18 protein-coding genes are annotated in these 16,799 nt (G+C 74.5%); 8 read left to right on the forward strand and 10 right to left on the reverse strand.

Annotated features, from left to right (window positions below; genetic code table 11):
- Positions 1-2: 2 nt before the first annotated feature.
- From IEX99_RS20005 to IEX99_RS20020, 4 genes are read right to left on the reverse strand one after another with little or no spacing between them, the layout of a single operon-like run.
- Positions 3-452, reverse strand: coding sequence for a DUF3574 domain-containing protein (locus tag IEX99_RS20005; RefSeq protein WP_229678169.1), 450 nt, complete (start codon positions 450-452; stop codon positions 3-5).
- Positions 449-802, reverse strand: a complete 354-nt coding sequence (locus tag IEX99_RS20010; RefSeq protein WP_188903602.1) for a DMT family transporter — start codon at positions 800-802, stop codon at positions 449-451. Before IEX99_RS20010 ends, IEX99_RS20005 begins: the two co-directional genes overlap by 4 nt.
- Positions 799-1,827, reverse strand: a complete 1,029-nt coding sequence (locus IEX99_RS20015) for a glycosyltransferase family 2 protein (RefSeq protein WP_188903604.1) — start codon at positions 1,825-1,827, stop codon at positions 799-801. Before IEX99_RS20015 ends, IEX99_RS20010 begins: the two co-directional genes overlap by 4 nt.
- Positions 1,828-1,845: 18 nt before the next feature.
- The gene (locus tag IEX99_RS20020) at positions 1,846-2,586 is read right to left on the reverse strand and encodes a class I SAM-dependent methyltransferase (protein ID WP_188903606.1); all 741 of its coding nucleotides are present in this window, start codon (positions 2,584-2,586) and stop codon (positions 1,846-1,848) included.
- A 139-nt stretch (positions 2,587-2,725) separates the two neighbouring features.
- Between IEX99_RS20020 and IEX99_RS20025 the strand changes: the two genes are divergently transcribed.
- The 5 genes from IEX99_RS20025 to IEX99_RS20045 all read left to right on the forward strand — a co-directional run bounded on the left by IEX99_RS20025 (position 2,726) and on the right by IEX99_RS20045 (position 8,293).
- The gene (locus tag IEX99_RS20025; protein WP_188903608.1) at positions 2,726-4,477 is read left to right on the forward strand and encodes a hypothetical protein; all 1,752 of its coding nucleotides are present in this window, start codon (positions 2,726-2,728) and stop codon (positions 4,475-4,477) included.
- Between the two features lie 4 nt (positions 4,478-4,481).
- Complete coding sequence (locus IEX99_RS20030; RefSeq protein ID WP_229678170.1) at positions 4,482-5,315, forward strand: FAS1-like dehydratase domain-containing protein; 834 nt, start codon at positions 4,482-4,484, stop codon at positions 5,313-5,315.
- A gap of 91 nt (positions 5,316-5,406) precedes the next feature.
- A complete protein-coding gene (locus IEX99_RS20035) occupies positions 5,407-6,300 on the forward strand; it encodes a DMT family transporter (protein ID WP_188903610.1) in 894 nt (297 codons plus the stop codon).
- Positions 6,301-6,455: 155 nt separating this feature from the next.
- Positions 6,456-7,394 carry a DMT family transporter gene (locus tag IEX99_RS20040; RefSeq protein ID WP_229678171.1) on the forward strand — a complete coding sequence of 313 codons (939 nt, stop codon included), beginning with the start codon at positions 6,456-6,458 and terminating at the stop codon, positions 7,392-7,394.
- Complete coding sequence (locus tag IEX99_RS20045; protein WP_188903612.1) at positions 7,391-8,293, forward strand: MBL fold metallo-hydrolase; 903 nt, start codon at positions 7,391-7,393, stop codon at positions 8,291-8,293. The genes IEX99_RS20040 and IEX99_RS20045 overlap by 4 nt, the downstream gene beginning before the upstream one ends.
- A gap of 15 nt (positions 8,294-8,308) precedes the next feature.
- On the opposite strand, the gene IEX99_RS20050 is transcribed toward IEX99_RS20045, so the two are convergent.
- The 6 genes from IEX99_RS20050 to IEX99_RS20075 form a co-directional block, all read right to left on the reverse strand.
- Positions 8,309-8,977: a hypothetical protein gene (locus IEX99_RS20050; RefSeq protein ID WP_188903614.1), complete on the reverse strand. Its 669-nt coding sequence runs from the start codon at positions 8,975-8,977 to the stop codon at positions 8,309-8,311.
- Between the two features lie 57 nt (positions 8,978-9,034).
- A complete protein-coding gene (locus tag IEX99_RS20055) occupies positions 9,035-9,787 on the reverse strand; it encodes an NUDIX hydrolase (protein WP_188903616.1) in 753 nt (250 codons plus the stop codon).
- Positions 9,780-10,592 (reverse strand): nitroreductase family protein, encoded by an 813-nt coding sequence (locus IEX99_RS20060; RefSeq protein ID WP_188903618.1) that lies wholly within the window; start codon positions 10,590-10,592, stop codon positions 9,780-9,782. Before IEX99_RS20060 ends, IEX99_RS20055 begins: the two co-directional genes overlap by 8 nt.
- Positions 10,593-10,634: 42 nt before the next feature.
- On the reverse strand, positions 10,635-12,704 hold the full coding sequence (locus tag IEX99_RS20065) for an acetate--CoA ligase family protein (protein ID WP_188903619.1): 2,070 nt from the start codon (positions 12,702-12,704) through the stop codon (positions 10,635-10,637).
- Positions 12,701-13,006 carry a hypothetical protein gene (locus IEX99_RS20070; RefSeq protein ID WP_188903621.1) on the reverse strand — a complete coding sequence of 102 codons (306 nt, stop codon included), beginning with the start codon at positions 13,004-13,006 and terminating at the stop codon, positions 12,701-12,703. The genes IEX99_RS20065 and IEX99_RS20070 overlap by 4 nt, the downstream gene beginning before the upstream one ends.
- Before the next feature lie 155 nt (positions 13,007-13,161).
- A complete protein-coding gene (locus IEX99_RS20075) occupies positions 13,162-14,073 on the reverse strand; it encodes an SDR family NAD(P)-dependent oxidoreductase (RefSeq protein ID WP_188903623.1) in 912 nt (303 codons plus the stop codon).
- Between the two features lie 131 nt (positions 14,074-14,204).
- On the opposite strand from IEX99_RS20075, the gene IEX99_RS20080 reads away from it, so the two are divergent.
- Genes IEX99_RS20080 through IEX99_RS20090 form a run of 3 tightly spaced genes read left to right on the forward strand, consistent with a single transcriptional unit; the run spans position 14,205 to position 16,710 of the window.
- Positions 14,205-14,969, forward strand: coding sequence for an ABC transporter ATP-binding protein (locus IEX99_RS20080; RefSeq protein ID WP_188903625.1), 765 nt, complete (start codon positions 14,205-14,207; stop codon positions 14,967-14,969).
- Positions 14,966-15,727: an ABC transporter permease gene (locus IEX99_RS20085; RefSeq protein WP_188903627.1), complete on the forward strand. Its 762-nt coding sequence runs from the start codon at positions 14,966-14,968 to the stop codon at positions 15,725-15,727. The genes IEX99_RS20080 and IEX99_RS20085 overlap by 4 nt, the downstream gene beginning before the upstream one ends.
- A 23-nt stretch (positions 15,728-15,750) precedes the next feature.
- Positions 15,751-16,710, forward strand: coding sequence for an ABC transporter substrate-binding protein (locus IEX99_RS20090; protein WP_188903629.1), 960 nt, complete (start codon positions 15,751-15,753; stop codon positions 16,708-16,710).
- Positions 16,711-16,799: the final 89 nt, after the last annotated feature.

Below are 16,799 nucleotides of genomic sequence, written 5' to 3' on the forward strand. Positions count from 1 at the left end.
GCCTAGAAGCTGGCGCAGGCGGTTCGGGTGACGACCAGCACCGATTCCTGGCGGAACCGCTGCCCATAGGCCGCCGTCGCCGGGGCGAGGCGGGCGCGCGCCGCCGCCTCGTCGGTTTCCGGCAGCACGAGGACCAGCACCTTGCTCCGCTCCCGCGCGATGCGTCCGGTGGCGGGGCTGCGCCAGTGCCCCAGGCCGTCGAGCACGGTCAGTCCCTCGGGGAAGCGGGGCGTGACCTCCTCGGCGAGGAAGCGCGCGAACGCCGCCTCGGAGACGCGCGGCGCCTCCGCCGGGCCGGAGCGGCCGAAATAGGCCTCGAGCACGGTCGCGGCCCGCGCGCCTTCCGGGCATCCGGCGGCGGCGACCGGCGGCGGCGCCGCGCAGCCGCCAAGCAGCGCGGCCGCGGCGACCACGAGGATGCCGCGGGGCGCGGCGCCGCCGCGCCCGGTCACGCGCTCGCCAGCAGCACCACGCCGAGGCAGATCAGCGTGATCGCCGCCACCCGCTGCATGCTCATCGGCTCGCCGAACGCGAAGTGGCCGATCAGCGCGATCACCACATAGCCCGCGGCGGTGCTGGGCAGCGCCACGCTCATCGGGATGCGCCGGAGCGCGACGATGTAGAGCAGCGCCGCGCCGCCGTAGCACACCAGCCCGACCATGGTCTGCCAGCGGAGCATCTGGTCGAGGAAGCCGCCCGCTGCGTGGACCGAGCCGGAGGCGCCTATCTTCAGCAGCACCTGGCCGACCAGCGAGGTGCCGATCGCGGCGGCCAGCGCGAGCCAGTGGAGCGCGGCGCTCACGGCGAGGCCAGGCCGGGTTCGGCGCGGTCCGCGGCTGCGGCGAGCGGCGCGGCGGGCCGCGGCGGCACCACCTCGCGCACCACGCCCTGCGGCTTGCCGTTCGCGGAGAGGAAGGCGCGCCCGACATACTCCCCGAGCACGCCGAGAATCAGGAACTGCACGCCGGCGATCAGCAGCATCATCGTCATCGTCGAGGCCCAGCCTGAGGGCGTGTGCCCCATCAGCCCCTCGACGATCACGATCGCCGCGCCGATCAGGCCGAGCACGCCCATGCCCGCCCCTGCGAAGACCGCGAGGCGCAGCGGCAGCACCGAGAAGTTCGTTGCGAGGTTGAGCCACAGTCGCACCAGGCGGCGCAGCGTGTAGTTGGAGCGGCCCTCGGCGCGCGCGTAGTGCTTCACCTCGATCGAGTCGATGCGCTGCGTGACCTGCATGATCAGCCCGTCCACGTAGGGGTAGGGGCCGCGGTATTTCGTCACCTCCCGCACCACCAGGGCGCTCATGCAGCGGAAGGAGGAGAGGTAGAGGCCCTTCGGCTTGTCGAGGAGCCGGTCGGCCACCCAGTTGGCGAAGCGGCTGCCGAGGTTGCGCCAGGTTTCGTGCATCTTCTCGGCGTAACGCGTGTAGACGACGTCCCAGCCGCCGAGGCGCGCGTGGTCGTAGAGGCGCACCACCTCCTCCGGCGGGTTCTGCAGGTCGTCGTCCATGGTGATGACGTAGGCGCCGCGCGCGTGGCGCAGGCCGGTCATCACCGCGTTGTGCTCGCCGAAGTTGCGGGCGTGCTCGATGTAGGTGACGGGCACCGCCGCGCGGTCCTGCGCCGCGCGGCACGCCTCCCCCGAATTGTCCGGGCTGCCGTCGTTGACCAGCACGATCTCGAGCCCGCCCGCGGGTCGCAGCGCCGAGAGCGCCTCGACGAGCTTCCCGATCGTCGCCTCGCCGCGATAGACCGGGACGACGATCGAGAGGCCGACCGGGTGCGCGCCGGCATCGGGGGGGGTGCCGGGGGCGGGTGGCGTGGGCATGGGCTCAGCGATCCTTCCTCACGGCCGCGTCGCGACCAGCAGGACCGAGCCGCCCGCGGGATATCGCAGGCCGAGCGCGGCGAGCCGCCGCTCGAGCTCGGTCACGCCGTGCAGCGTGCGGTCCAACCATGGCGGATAGGGGGCGACGTCGCTCGCCGCCTCCTCCCTTGCCGCAAGCAGCTTGCGCTGGACGACCATCAGCGGCAGCAGCAGGGCGTTCCAGTAGCGCGCCTCGATGCGGGCGAAGCCGGCCTCGGCGAGCTGGGCGCGGGCGGCGCGGAGCGTGGTGCGGCGCGCGTTGTGCACGCGCCGGTCGTGCGCGCTCTTCAGCCACTCGAAGGCGGGGAGGTTGAGCACCAGCGTCCCGCCCGGGGCGAGGACCCGGCGCATCTCGGCGAGGCCGCGCTCCGGCTCGATCAGACGGTGGCACAGCACGTCCACGCTCAGCACGGCGCCGAAGGCGCCGTCGGGGAAGGGCAGGGCATGGACGTCGCCGACGGCCACCGCGGCGCCGGACTTGGCGCGGGCGCGCCGGGCGGCGGGCTCGAAGTACTCGACGCCGACGAGGAGGCGGCGGTCGCCGTACCGCTCGCCGAGGCGGCGCAGCAGGCCGCCTGTGCCGCAGCCGGCGTCGAGCACAGGCCGCGACGGGTCGCCGGGGCGGCGGGCGAGGGCGTCGAGCACCCGGGCGTGGACGGCGCGATACCACCACATCCGGTCCTCGACGACGTCCATCAGGGCGTATTCGGCCGTCTCCACGGGCGGTGGTGTGGCACCCGCCCGGTTGGCGGACAAGACGCGGCGGCGGGCCCCCCGCCGGGGAGCGGTCGCCCGGTCGCGCAGCCCCTGCTATGGCGCCGCCGCAGGGCCGCCGCATGCTCGCCGCAATGCGCGGCCGATGATCGAGGTTGCGGAAATCGAGCCGCGGATCGGATATTGCGTCGTCGGCATGAGCCCGTCCCCCCGCCCCGCGCGCGCTGAGCCCCACGCCGCCTCGCTCGCTATCCGCGGCGACGACGCGACCGCCGCGGCCGGCCTGCCGCCGGGGGCAGGCGCCGCGCTCGGCGGCGCGCTCGACCTCGCGGCGGCGCAGGCGCGGCTGCTGCGCTGGGCGGCCTTCGCGCCGGCGCTGCTCTATCTCCTCGTGATCCTGGCGCCGCCGCTGAACCACGACGTGGCGGCGGTGCTGAACTTCGCCGAGCGTTGGCTGGCCGGGGAGCGGCTCTACCGCGACCTGATCGACGTCAACCCGCCGCTGATCTTCGTGCTGACCCTGGTGCCGGCGGCGCTCGCGGCCTGGACGCCGCTCGATCCCGTGCAGGCGCTGCTGCTCTGCGCGCTCGGCCTCTGCGCGCTGTCCTGGCGGCTGACGGCGGCGCTGCTGCGCGGCGCGGCCGGACTGGCGCGGCAGGGGCCGGTCGAGGCGGCGGTGATGCGTGCCATGGTGCCGACGATCTGCGTCGTCGCCGCCTACGACTTCGCCCAGCGCGAGCACCTGATGGCGGTGGCGGCGCTGCCCTACTGCGCGCTCGCCGCGCGGCGGATCGAGGGGGTGGCGCCGCCGCCGCGCCGCCTGGCGTTCGGCGTGGCGCTGCTCGCCGCCCTCGGATTCGCGCTGAAGCCGCACTTCCTCGCCGTGCCGGCGCTGGTCGAGGCGGTGGTGCTGCTGCACCGCGGGCCGGCGCGGGCGCTGCGCGATCCGGTGCCCTGGCTGATGGCGGCGCTCTGGCTCGCCTACCTCGCCGCCATTCCGGTGTTCTTTCCCGACTATTTCGGCCATGTGGTGCCGCTGGTCTGGGCCTACTACCTCGACATCGGCGGGTACAGCGCGTGGGAGGTGCTGATCTCCCCGATCCTCGGCCCGGCCGCCCTGGCGCTCGCCGCGGTGCTGCCGGTGGCGCTGCGGCGCGGCGCCGGCCCGCTGGCCCAGGTCCTCGCGGCGGCGGCCGTCGGCGCCCTGGTGGCCGCCGTCGTGCAGCACAAGGGCTGGACCTATCACGCCCTCCCGGTGACGATGCTGACCGCCGGGGCCGCCGCCGCCGCGCTCTCGCGCTGGCTCGACCGCGCGCTGGCGGCCGGGGGCGGGCCGGGTGCCGCGCGCGGCGGCGACCGTGGCGCCGCGGCCGCGCCGGCGGCGGCCGCGATCGCCACCATCGGCCTCGCCCTCTACGCCGCGCATGGCGGCGAGGCACCCTGGCGCGAACTGTGGTTCCACGGCGACCGCGCCGGGCGCATCGCCGCCTTCCTCAAGCGCGAGGCCTATGGCGAGCGCCTGCTGGTGCTGAGCCCCGACATCTACCCCGTCTATCCGGCGCTGAACTATGCGCGCTCGCGCTCCACGCTGCGCACCATGAACCTCTGGCTGCTGCAGGGCGTCTACCGTACCTGTCCGGAGGACGCCGCGCGCTACCGCGAGACCTGGGAGATGAGCCGCGCGGAATTCTTCGTCTACCGCACGGTGGCGGAGGACTTCGCCCGCACGCCGCCGGCCGCGGTCCTGGTCTCGCGCAATCCCGGCATCCCCTGGTGCGACGGCGAGTTCGACTTCATCGAGTATTTCACCCGCCACCCCCTGTTCGCCGAGACCTGGGAGCGCTATCGGCCGGTCGGAGAGATCGAGGGCTACAGGCTGTTCGTGCGGGAGGAGTAGCGCCGTGTCCTACCAGGAATACGTCGGCCGCAGCGAGACGCGCGAGGACCGGGTGGATCCGCGGCTGGTCGCCGGCATGGCGGCGACGCTCGGCCGCGCCGCGCCGACGGACGGTACGCTGCCCCTGCTGTGGCACTGGATGCTGTTCCAGGACTGGAGGCCGCCGCAGGAGCTCGGGCCGGATGGCCACCCGCGGCGCGGCGGCTTCCTGCCGCCCGTGCACGATCTGCCGCGGCGCATGTGGGCCGGCGGCCGCCTCCAATTCGGCGAGGCGCCGCTCCGCATCGACGATCGCGTGCGCCGCGTCGCCACCATCCTCAAGGTGGAGGAGAAGACCGGCGGATCCGGGCGCCTGGTGTTCGTCACCGTGCGCTACGAGGTCTCCGGCCCGCGCGGCCTCGCGCTGACCGAGGAGCAGGACATCGTCTACCGCGGCACCGAGGGCGCCGCGGTGCGCCCCGCCGAGCCGGCGCCGCCGCCCGGTCCGGGCGCCTTCACCGCCAGCCTGACCCCCGACGCGGTGCTGCTGTTCCGCTACTCGGCGCTGACCGGCAACGGGCACCGCATCCACTACGACCACCCCTACGTGACGCAGGTGGAGGGCTATCCGGGCCTCGTCGTGCACGGGCCGCTGCAGGCGACGCTGCTGGCGCAGCACCTGCTCGACCACCTGCCGGCGGGCGCGCGCCTGGCCGGCCTCTCCTTCCGCGGCCGGCGGCCCGCCTTCGCCGACCGCCGGCTCGACCTGGTGGGGACCTTCGAGGGCAAGATCGGCCGCGCCGAGACCCGCGACGACTCCGGCGCCACCTGCATGCAGGTCGAGGCACGGATTGCCTGACGCGCCCGGCGCCGGACCGGGCGCGACCCGACCCGGCGCCACGGCGGCCCCTCCCGCTGTCTCGCCGCTGGCGCCGGGCGGCGAGGAGACGATGCGCGGCATCGCGCTGGTGGCGCTCGCCTACTTCGTCATCTCCGGCACCGACGCGGCGGTGAAATGGGCGCTGCCCGAGGTCGGCACGGCGATGGCGATGATCTGGCGCGGCGTGATCGGCGCGGGCTGCGTCGCCCTGCTCGCGCGCGGGCGCGGCCTGTTCCCGCGCGACCGGCGCCTGCTCGCGGCGCGCAGCCTGCTGCACACGGCCGTGTCCGGCGCCTGGTACTGGGCCTGGGCGCAGGGCATGCCGCTGGCCGATTCCTATGCCGTCGCCGCGACGGCGCCGCTGCTGATGACCGTGCTCGCGGTGCCGATGCTGGCCGAGCGCGTCGGATGGCGGCGCTGGACCGCGACCCTGGTCGGCTTCGGCGGCGTGCTCGTCATGCTCCAGCCGAGCGGCGATCTCTGGCGCATCGAGACGCCGGTGCTGCTCGTCGCGGTGGCGGCGATGGCGGTGACGCGGATCTGGACGCGGGTGCTGGCCCGCAGCGACACGCCGGCGGCGATCGCCTTCTGGCTGATGGTCGCGCACGTGCCGGTCGGTCTGGCGCTGCTGCCGGTCTTCCCGCCGCCCTCGGGCGCGTGGGTGCCGAGCCTCGGCGCGGCGGCCGCCCTGACGGCCTTCGGCGCGGCGAACGCCCTGGCGCACGTGCTGTTCGGCCGCGCCTTCGCGCTCGCGCCGGTCTCGGTCCTCGCGCCCTTCGAGTACAGCCCGCTGCTCTGGGGTGGGGTGCTGGGCTTCCTGATCTGGGCCGAGGTGCCGTCCTGGACCACGCTCGGCGGCGCGGCGATCGTGGTCGCTGCGGGGCTATACACGCTGCATCGCGAGCGGGTGAGGCGGGCGGCGGCACGGCAGGAGGCGGCCGCGCGAGCGGCGCCAAGGGGCTGATTCCGCGGGGGCGACTCGCGTTTCCCGCGGGGGGCGGCCGGCGCCGTTTCCTGTAGTAGGATGCCCCGTTGCGGGCAGGCGCGGACGCCGCCCGCACGGGCCGGCGCCGCCGCGGGCGGCCGCCGCGTCCGCCCGCTCGGTCCCAGGGTGCCTCCGTGACCTCCTCCCTCCGCCACGACATCCGCCGCGGCGCGGCCCTGATGCTCGCCGCCACGGCGCTCTTCACCCTCATGTCGGCGATGGTGAAGGAGCTCGGCGGCCGCATCCCCTTCGTCGAGGTGATGTTCTTCCGCAACGCCCTCGCGATCCCCGTGGTGATGGCGATCGCGCTGCGCCGCGCGCGGCGCCCGGGCGAGGTCGCGGCGCTGCTGCGCACGAGGCGCTTCCCCGGCCACCTGCTGCGCGCCTGCACCGGCACGCTCGCCATGGCGAGCAGCTTCTTCGCGCTCACCGTGCTGCCGCTCGCCGAGCAGACGGCGCTGACCTACACGACGCCGCTGTTCGTCACCGTCCTCTCGATCCCCTTCCTCGGCGAGCGGGTGGGGATCCACCGCTGGTCGGCGGTGCTGGTGGGATTCGCGGGAATCCTGGTCATCGCCCTCGGCAAGGGGGCGTTCCAGGGCGGCGCCCCGATGCCGCCGCTGGTGCAGCTCGGCGTCGTCGTGGCGGTGCTGCACGGCGTGTTCTCGGCCGGGACGACGCTGCTGGTGCGCCAGCTCTCGGCGACCGAGAGCAGCGCCACGATCGTGCTCTGGCAGTCGCTGCTGATGACCGCCTTCACGGCCGCCATCCTGCCCTTCGTCTGGGTCGCGCCGGGCCGGGGGGACGTGCTGCTGATCCTCGGCATCGGCCTGGTCGGCGGCGTCGCCCAGGTGATGCTGACGGAGGCGCACGCCAGCGCCCAGGTCTCCGCCCTCGGACCCTATTCCTACAGCTCGATCCTGTGGTCGGTGGCGCTGGGCTGGGCGATCTGGGGCGAGGCGCCGACGCTGACCATGCTGCTCGGGGCGGCATTGATCGTCGCCGCCGGACTCTACATCCTGCACCGCGAGCTGGTCCTGGCGAGGCGGAGGAGAGGACAGGCACCCCCATGAGCATCCCGTTCCGCCGCGAGGACCCGCTGCCCCCCGGCGCGGTGGAGGAGATCGCGCCCGGCCTGCGCCGCATCCTCTGCGGCAATCCGGGGCCGTTCACCTTCCGCGGCACCAACACCTACCTGATCGGGCGCGGCGGCGACGTCGCGGTGCTCGACCCGGGGCCGGAGAACCCGGCGCACCGCGCGGCGATCCTGCGCGCGACGGAGGGGGAGCGGATCACGCGCATCCTCGTCTCGCACACGCACCACGACCATTCGCAGGGCGTGCCGGGGCTGGTCGCGGCGCTCGGCGGCGGCGTGCCGACGCACGGCTTCGGGCCGCACATGACGCCGGCGGGCGAGGGCGGGGAGGGGGGCGACCACGCCTTCATCCCCGATCGGCGCCTCGCCGACGGGGCGGTGCTGGAAGGGGCCGATTGGCGGCTGACCGCGCTGCACACGCCCGGCCACTGCGCCAACCACCTCTGCTTCGCGCTCGAGATGGACGGCGCCTCCGGCGTGCTGTTCAGCGCCGATCACGTGATGGGCTGGTCCACCTCCGTCGTCTCGCCGCCGGACGGGGACATGACGGCGTACATGGCGAGCCTCGCGAAGCTCGCCGCGCGGGGCGAGGCGGACCGGCTCTACCTGCCCGGCCACGGGCCGGCGCTGCCGGAGCCGCACGCCCATGTCGCCGCGCTCGCGGCGCACCGGCGCGAGCGCGAGGCGATGGTGCTCGACGCGCTGCGCCGGGCCGGGCCGGGGGCGACGCCGGAGGCGCTGGTGCCGCCGGTCTACGGGCCGGAGCTCGATCCGCGCCTGGTGCGCGGCGCCGCGCGCAGCCTGCTCGCGCACCTGATCAAGCTGGAGCGCGAGGGCGTCGTCGAGCGCGACGGGCCGGGCTGGGCGGCGCGCTAGAGCCGGAGCCGCCGGTCAGGCAAAGAGGCGCTTGAAGAACCCGGGCTTCTTCGGCCGCGGGCGGCCGAAGAACTGGTAGCGCGCCTCGCTCGCCCGGCCGCGTTCCACCTGCTGCACCTTTCCGTCAACGAGCTGCTTCACCCGGACGTATTTGTGGCGCCCTTCCGAGCCGTCCTTGACGAAGCTGTCAATCGCGCCCCAGTAGCCGAAGACGGTGCAGTTCCGAACGCCACGGGCGTAGAGCTCGTCGGCGACGAGCTGGGCGAAGGGCGTGCCGACCAGCTCGGGATCGGCGCTCCCAAGAGTGTCCCCAAACTCCGCGCTATGGCAATTGTAGCACTTGATCTTGCCGGCGAAGGTCTTGCGCAGGCCGCTTTCGAGCAGGCGGTCCACCACGACGTCGTAGTCCACCCGCTCGCCGCCGCGACCGCCCTCGATTGACTTGTAGCCGGGCATGCCGTGGCCGCGGATATAGATCTGTCCGTCCGACATGCCGGCGATGAAGGGGTTCTTCTTGCCCGGCCGCCACCAAACCGTGATCGCGCGGTGGCCCTTCGCCAGTTCGTGATCAATCTGGACCTGGTTCTTGTCCATGCCGCCCTTCGTCGAACCATACTCGAACTGCGCAAAGACGAAGCCCGGATGGCGAGGATCGAAGGGCATGAAGAAGACCTTGTCGGTCATGCGCACGCTCCCCGAACCAAGGACACGCGAAAAGGGTGCAAGAACCGGCACGGTCCGTCAACGAGAAATGTCGTCGCCGGAACGGGAGGTGGCCGGTGTTCGGCGCTCGGCGCGCCGATGGTCCTTGCCGCTGTACACGATCAGGTCGCGCCGGGCGCGCTGCCGTTCACTGAGGGCGAGCCAGGTGCGGAACTCGTCCAGCACCATGCGGGTAATCGAGGCGACCGGATGGGCGTGGAGCTCGTCCAGCCGATGGAAGCGGAGATCCTCCAGCTCGCCCGATCCCGTGATCGTGCCGTGCGCCGCCTCCGCCGGCGCGACGAGGAAGCGGGCGTTGAATCGCATCGGCCGGTCCGCGGGCGTCACGGCGCGGCAGAGATAGTCGAGGCGCGCGAGGTCGGCGGCGACCCGCCCGCCGCGGCGCTCGCCGAGCACCAGGCCCGTCTCCTCGAACAGCTCGCGCACCGCGGCGATGCCGAGGGCGCGGGCGAGCGACGGCCCGGCGCGCAGCTCCAGCATCCGCCGCGTCTGCGGGCGCAGCTCGGAGATCGCCGGCGCGCGGTGGTCGGCGCGGTCCACGCGGCCGCCGGGAAAGACCATCAGGTTCGGCATGAAGCGCAGCCGCGCGTGGCGGCGGCCCATCAGCACCTCGGGGCCGCCCCGGGCGCTCGCGCGCCAGAGGATCAGCGTCGCCGCGTTGCGCGGATGGACGGGGCGCGACCGCGGCGGGCGGAAGCCCTCGGCGTCGGCACCGCCGGGATTGTCGGCGGCGGGGGACTCGACGGCGGGACGGGCGGCGTCGTCAGGCAAGGTCGAAGCCCCGCCCGCGCAGCCAGGTGGCGAAGCCGTAGCGCTCCGGCACGGAGAGCTGGCGCGCGGCGTTCTCGCTCCAGACGCAGCCCTGCGGGGCGGGGCCGTGGATCTCGGGGTAGCGCGGGCGCGCCGGCGGGCGGCGCGCGTCGTACTCGCGGACCAGTTCGGGGAACGCCGCGTCGTCGTAGCGCTCGCGGTGGACCACGGCGCGCGGGGGGAGGCGCACGGAGGCGGCGTTGCGCGCCTCCGGCCAGCCGAGGGTGAGGCCGGCGACCGGATAGACCCCCTTCGGCAGGCCGAAGAGCGGGCCGATCCTCTCGAGGTGGTTGCGCACGTAGCTGATCGGGCAGGTGCCGAGGCCCGCCGCGTCCGCCGCGGCCATGCAGGCGCCCATGGCGAGCGAGGCGTCCACCGCGGTGTTGAGGAAGGTGTCGAGGTTGTTGTTCGCGTGCTCGCGCCCGTGCAGCGCGCAGAGGCGCTGGCCGCGGCGCATGTCGCCGCAGAACAGCAGGAACACCGGCGCGTCCCTGATCCAGGGCATGGTGCCGATCCAGTCGGCGACCCTGGCGATCTTCGCCGCGTCGCGCGTGACGACGATGCTGTACTGCTGCAGGTCCGACTTGCTCGGCGCCGACTGGGCGGCGGCGAGCAGCGTGTCGAGCAGGGGCTCCGGCACCGGATCGGGCCGGTAGCGCCGGGTCACGCGCCGGTCGAGCAGCGCGAGCAGCGCCGGCGGCAGGTCGGCCGGCGGGGCGAAGGGCGCGGCGCCGTAACGGGCGGCGAGGAGGGCGGCGGGGTCCATGGGCCGCAGCCTCGCACCGGGCGCGGCGCGCGGGAAGGGGCCCTAGGCGCGCACCACCCAGGCGTCGGCGACGATGACGCCCTCGCCCTCGCGGCCGACGATCAGCGGGTTGACCTCGGCCTCGGCGACCTCGGGCAGCGCGGCGAGGCGGGAGACGGCGACGACGGCGCGGGCCAGCGCCTCCAGGTCGCCGCGCGGCATCCCGCGCCAGCCGGCGAGCGGGCGGAGGCCGCGCACCTCGGCGATCATCTCCCGCGCCTCGGCCTCGGTGACCGGGGCGAGGCGGAGCGTGGTGTCGCGCCACAGCTCCGCCATCACGCCGCCGGCGCCGAGCAGCACCAGCGGGCCGACCTCCGGGTCGCGGCGGAAGCCGAGGATCGCCTCGGCGAGGCCCCTCGCCATGGGCTGGACGAGGAAGCCGGTGATCCGTGCGGCCGGCGCGCGGGCGCGCACGCGCGCGAGCATGGCGGCGGCCTCGCGCTGCAGCGCCGCGGCGTCGGGGATGTCCAGCGCCACGCCGCCGACCTCGGTCTTGTGGGCGAGGTCGGGCGAGAGGATCTTCAGCGCCACCGGGAAGCGCGCCTCGGAGGGCAGCGCGCCGGGATCGGCGGCCACCGCGAAGGGCGTGTCGAGCCCGGCGGCGGCGAAGAGGCGGCGCGCATCGGCCTCGTCGGGCGCCGCCGGCAGGGCGTGCGCGATCGGGGCGAGCGGCGGCGCCGCGCGCGGCGCGCGCCAGTCGCAGTACGCACGGATCGCGTCGGCGCAGGATTCGGGGGTGCGGAAGGCGGGGATGCCGGCCTCCGCGAGCAGGCGCAGCGAGGCGTCGGCCTGCGGCACGAGGAAGGCCGCGACCGGCTTGCCGCCGCGCCCCGCCGCCTCGGCCGCGCGGACGATGCCGGCGACCGCGTCGTGCGGGCGGAACTGCGCGGAGGAGCCGACGACGGAGAGGGCGAGGTCGGTGTCCTCCGCCGCCAGCAGGGCGCCGAGCGCGGCGGCGACGCGCTCCGGCCTGGTGCCGGCCAGGGTGACGTCGATCAGGCGCCCGTGGTGCGGCAGCTTCTCCGCGGCGAGCAGGGCAGCGGCCCTGGCGTCGGGCGGGCGCGCCTCGATCCCCGCGACGCCGAGGCAGTCCACCGCCATCGCGCCGCCGCCGCCCGTCGTGGTCATCACGCCGACCGCGCGGCGCGGCCTGGCGAGCGGCCTGCGGCCGATCAGCAGCGGCGGCAGCTCGAGCAGCGCCTCGATCGTGGTCACGCGCGCGATGCCGTGGGCGCGGAAGAAGGCGTCGGCGGCGGCGTCGGAGCCCGCCAGCGCGCCGGTGTGGCTGGTGGCGAGCTCCGCGCCGAAGGGGCTGCGGCCGAGCTTGTAGGCGATGATCGGCTTGCCGGCGGCGTGCGCGCGGCGCGCCGCCTCGGCGAAGTGGTGCGCGCCGCGGATCGCCTCGAGGAACAGCAGGACCGCGTCCACCTCGGGGTCGTCCGCCAGCATGGCGGCGATCTCGCCGGCGGTGAGGTCGGCCTCGTTGCCGGTGCCGACCAGGTGCGAGAAGCCGATGCCGCGCGCCGCGCCGCGCGACAGGATCGCGCCCATCATCGAGCCCGACTGCGAGACCAGCGCGAGCCGCCCGGCGGGCAGGCTCTCCGCCTCCAGCGCCGCGTTGACGCTGCAGGCGGTGCGGGCGCGGAGGTTGACCACGCCCATCGAATTGGGGCCGAGCAGCCGCACCCCGGCCGCCCGCGCCGCCGCCACCAGCCGGTCCTGGAGCGCGCGGCCCTCGGGGCCCGCCTCGGCGAAGCCGTCGGCGAGCACCGCCGCGACGGGCACGCCCTTCGCCGCCACCGCGGCGATCTGCCCCTCCACCTGCGCGGTGCCGAGCAGGATGTAGGCGAGGTCCACCGGCCCCGGGACCTCGGCGAGGGAGGGAAAGGCGCGCTCGCCGAGCACGGTCTCGGCGCGCGGGTTCACCGGGTAGAGATCGCCGTCGAAGCCGTGCCTGCGCAGGTAGATCTGCGCCCGCGCGGTGACGCGCGAGGGATCGCCGGAGGCGCCGATCAGGGCGATGCGGCGGGGATTGAGCAGGGCGCTGGCGAGGGAAGGGGCGGAGCTGGTCACGGGCCTTGGCCTGGTGCGGTGCAGGAAGCGGTGGCGCCGGGATCGGCCGGCGGAGGGACGAACAGCGCGAGATAGGCGGCGGTCCGCGCCGCCGTGTCGAGCGGCGCGAGGCGGCGGTCGAGCGGTCGCGCCTCGCCGGCGGCGAGCGCCTGCGCGACGACCTGGCGGGCGAGCGCCTCGCGCGTCGGGCGCATCAGCACCGCGCGCGTGCCCGGCGGCTGCCCGGGCAGCCCGTCGAAGAGCACGATCGCGGCCGGACGGGTCCAGGGCTGCGCCGAGGGGAGCCGGTCGAGGTGGCGCACCTCCGGCGCGAAGGCGCAGACGGCGGAGCGCCGGACGATCGCGAATTCGGCGCTCGGCGGCAGCAGTTCCGCCGCGCGGACCAGCTCCGGCGGCGCCTCCGCCGCCGCGGCGCCGGACAGGAGCGCGGCACCGGCGGCGGCGATGCGCGCCGGCCTCAGACGGGATCCCAGCTGAAGACGTCCCCGCTGCGGTCGAGCGGCGCGAAGGCGGTCTTCAGCGCCGGCAGGGCGTGCTCGGCGATCAGCTCCGGCGTCCAGCCCTCGGAGCGGTGGATGGAGCGCACCGGGCGCGGGTGCGAGAAGAGGAAGATCTCGTTGTGGCGCGTGCCGAAGATCTGCCCCGTCACCTCCTTCGCCGCGTCGGAGGCGAGGAAGACCGCCATCGGCGCGTTCTTCTCCGGCCCCATCTGCTGGATCTTGGCGACGCGCGCCTTCTGCTCCGGCGTCTCGGCCGGGATCGAGCTGGTCATGCGCGACCAGGCGAAGGGCGCGATGCAGTTCGAGCGCACGTTGAAGCGCGCCATGTCGAGGGCGATGGACTTGGACAGCGCGGCGATGCCGAGCTTCGCCGCGGAGTAGTTCGCCTGGCCGAAGTTGCCGATCAGGCCCGAGGTCGAGGTGATGTGGACATAGGCGCCGGACTGCTGCTGGCGGAAGTGCGTCGCCGCGGCGCGGGAGACGAAGAAGCTGCCGTTCAGGTGCACGCCGATGACGGCCAGCCACTCCTCCGGCGTCATGCGGTGGAAGATCTGGTCGCGCAGGATTCCGGCATTGTTCACCACGATGTCTATGCGGCCGAAATGGTCGAGCGCCGCCTGGACGATCTTCTGCGCGCTGGCCCAGTCGGCGACGCTGTCGGTGGAGATCTCGGCCTGGCCGCCGCGCTGGCGGATCAGCTCCCGGGTCTGCTCGGCGGGGGTGGCGGAGGTCGGGCCCTCGCCCGAGAGGCTCGCGCCGACGTCGTTGACGATGACCTTGGCGCCGGCCGCGGCCATGGCGAGCGCGATCTCCCGCCCGATGCCGCCGCCGGAGCCGGTGACGACGGCGACCTTGCCTTCGAGCATCATGCTGGGCGTCTCCCCGATGGGTGCTGCTGCGTCGCCCGTTCTAGACCGGGCGCCGGGGGGCGTGAAGCCCGGTTGCCCGCCCGCGTCCTTCCCCTAGAGTGCGCACGGGCGACAAGGGGCGGGCGAGGCGCGTGGCGCTGGTTTCCCTCGACGGCGTGGGCAAGACCTACCGCGGGCGCGGCGGCGCCTGGGAGGCGGTGCGCGACTTCACCCTCGACCTCGCGGAGGGGGAGTTCTTCTGCCTGCTCGGCACCTCGGGCTGCGGCAAGACCACGGTGCTCAACATGGTCGCCGGGTTCGAGCCGCCGACCGCCGGCCGCATCCTGCTCGACGGGCGGGAGGTGAAGGGGCCCGGCGCGGACCGCGGCGTGGTCTTCCAGGGGCACGACAGCCTCTACGACTGGCTGAGCGCGCTCGACAACGTCGCCTTCGGCCCGCGGCTGCGCGGGATGGGGCGGCGCGCGCGGCGGGCGCACGCGCAGCGCTTCCTCGAGCTGGTCGGCCTCGCCGGGCAGGGGGGCAAGCACCCGTCGGAGCTCTCGGGCGGGATGAAGCAGCGCATCCAGATCGCCCGGGCGCTGGCGAACGACCCGCGCATCCTGCTGATGGACGAGCCCTTCGGCGCGCTGGATGCGCTGACCCGCGCGACGCTGCAGGGCGAGCTCTCGCGCATCTGGGCGGGGACGGGCAAGACCGTGCTGTTCATCACCCACGACATCGAGGAGGCCTGCGCGCTGGCCACGCGCATCGGCGTGATGACGCGCGGGCCGGGGGGCACGCTCAAGGCCGTGCTGCCGGTGGACCTGCCCTTCCCGCGCGAGCGCACCTCCGACGCCTTCATGGCCGTCTTCCGCCGGGTGCACGCGCTGATCCACGAGGAGATGGCGCGGCCATGAACGGCCGCGCCGCTACCGTCGCCGGCTATCTCGCTGGCTTCGCGCTGCTGTTCGCGCTCTGGCACCTGGCGGCGACGCTGCTGGTGCGCTCCGCCCTGTTCCCGCCGCCGCTGCCGGTGCTGGAGCGGGCGGCGGCGCTGATCGCGGACGGCATCCTGCAGGAGCAGGTCGGCGCCTCGCTGCGGCGCATCCTGCAGGGCTTCCTGATCGGCTCGGCGGCCGGCATCCCGATCGGCCTCGCCATCGGCAGCTTCCGCCCGGTGCGGGCGCTGCTCGAGCCCTGGACCGAGTTCTTCCGCTTCATCCCGGCGGTGGCGATGATCACCGTGGCGGTGATCTGGTTCGGCATCGGCGAGGAGAGCAAGGTCTTCCTGATCGCCTACACCACGGTCTTCGTCGTCGTCATCGCGACCGCCGCGGGGGTGGGCGCGGTCGGGCGGGACAAGATCCGCGCCGCACAGTGCCTCGGCGCGACGCGCCTGCAGGTGTTCCGGCTGGTCGCCCTGCCGGCGACGGTGCCCTACATCCTCACCGGCATGCGGCTGGCGATGGCCAACTCCTTCGTCACCATCGTCGCGGCGGAGCTGGTCGCCTCCAACGACGGGCTCGGCAAGATGCTCTGGGACGCGCGGCTGTTCATGCAGATCGAGGACATCTTCGTCGCCCTGGTCGCGCTCGGCCTGCTCGGCTTCGCCACCGACCGGCTGTTCCGCCTCGCCATCCGCGCCTTCGCCGGGCGCTTCAACCCGACGATGTGAACCGAGAAGGGAGGACGTCCGCCATGCCGACCCGCCGCTCCGCGCTCGCCGCCGCGCTGCCGCTGCTCGCCGCGCCCGCGCTGGCGCGCGCCCAGGCGCCGATCCGGATGACCATCGCCACCGGCGTGGACCCCTCCTTCGCGCAGTTCTACGTCGCGAGGGAGGGCGGGATCTTCGAGCGCAACGGGCTCGACGTCACGGTCAACACCGGCCCGTCCGGCAGCGCGATGGTCGCCTTCCTGATCGGCAACCAGATCAACGCCGCCTACGGCGCCGAGCAGGCCGGCGTCTCGGCCCACATCGTGGACCCGAACGTGGTGGTGGTCGCCGAAGGCGTGGCGCTGCTGCGCTGGATCGGCGTGCTCGGGCGCAACATCGCCTCGATGGAGGAGCTGAAGGGCAAGCGCGTGGGAGTCGCGCGCGGCACGGGGAGCGAGACCTTCTGGCTCTCGGTCGTCAGCAAGCTGAACCTCAACCCGGCCGACTACACGATCGTCAACGTCGAGGCGCCGGAGATGGTCGCCGCGCTCGAGCGCGGCAACATAGACGCCTACGCGGTGTGGGAGCCCTGGCTGACCCGGGGGCTGCGCGCCATCCCCAACACCCGCATCCTGGTCAGCAACGAGACGATCCAGATCATCCGCAACTTCATGTACATGAACAGGGGCTGGGCGCAGGAGAATCGCCCGGCGACCGAGCGCTTCCTGCGCGCGATGATCGAGGCGACCGAGTTCATCCGGAGCAACCGCGACGAGGCGGTGCGGCACGTGGCACGCTTCCTCCGCCAGGACCGCGCGCTGGTCGCCGAGCTGATGACCAAGGTGGACCACCGGCTGAACATCACGCAGGACACGGTGGCGAACGTCCGGCTCGCGATCGACCAGCTCCGCGGCATGGGGCGGCTCGGGCGCGAGGTGACGCCGGCCGAGGTGATCTGGCCGGAGGCGCTGCGCTGGGTGGCGCCGGACCGCGTGCGGATCTGAGCGTGCCCGGGGCGGCGGCCCGGCCGGCGTCCCCGAGCCGCTCCGGCAGGCCGCGGGCTCACCAGGGCGCGACCGGCGTCTCGCGCCCG

Source organism: Caldovatus sediminis, from assembly GCF_014644455.1.
GTDB classification, from domain to species: Bacteria; Pseudomonadota; Alphaproteobacteria; order Acetobacterales; family Acetobacteraceae; genus Caldovatus; species Caldovatus sediminis.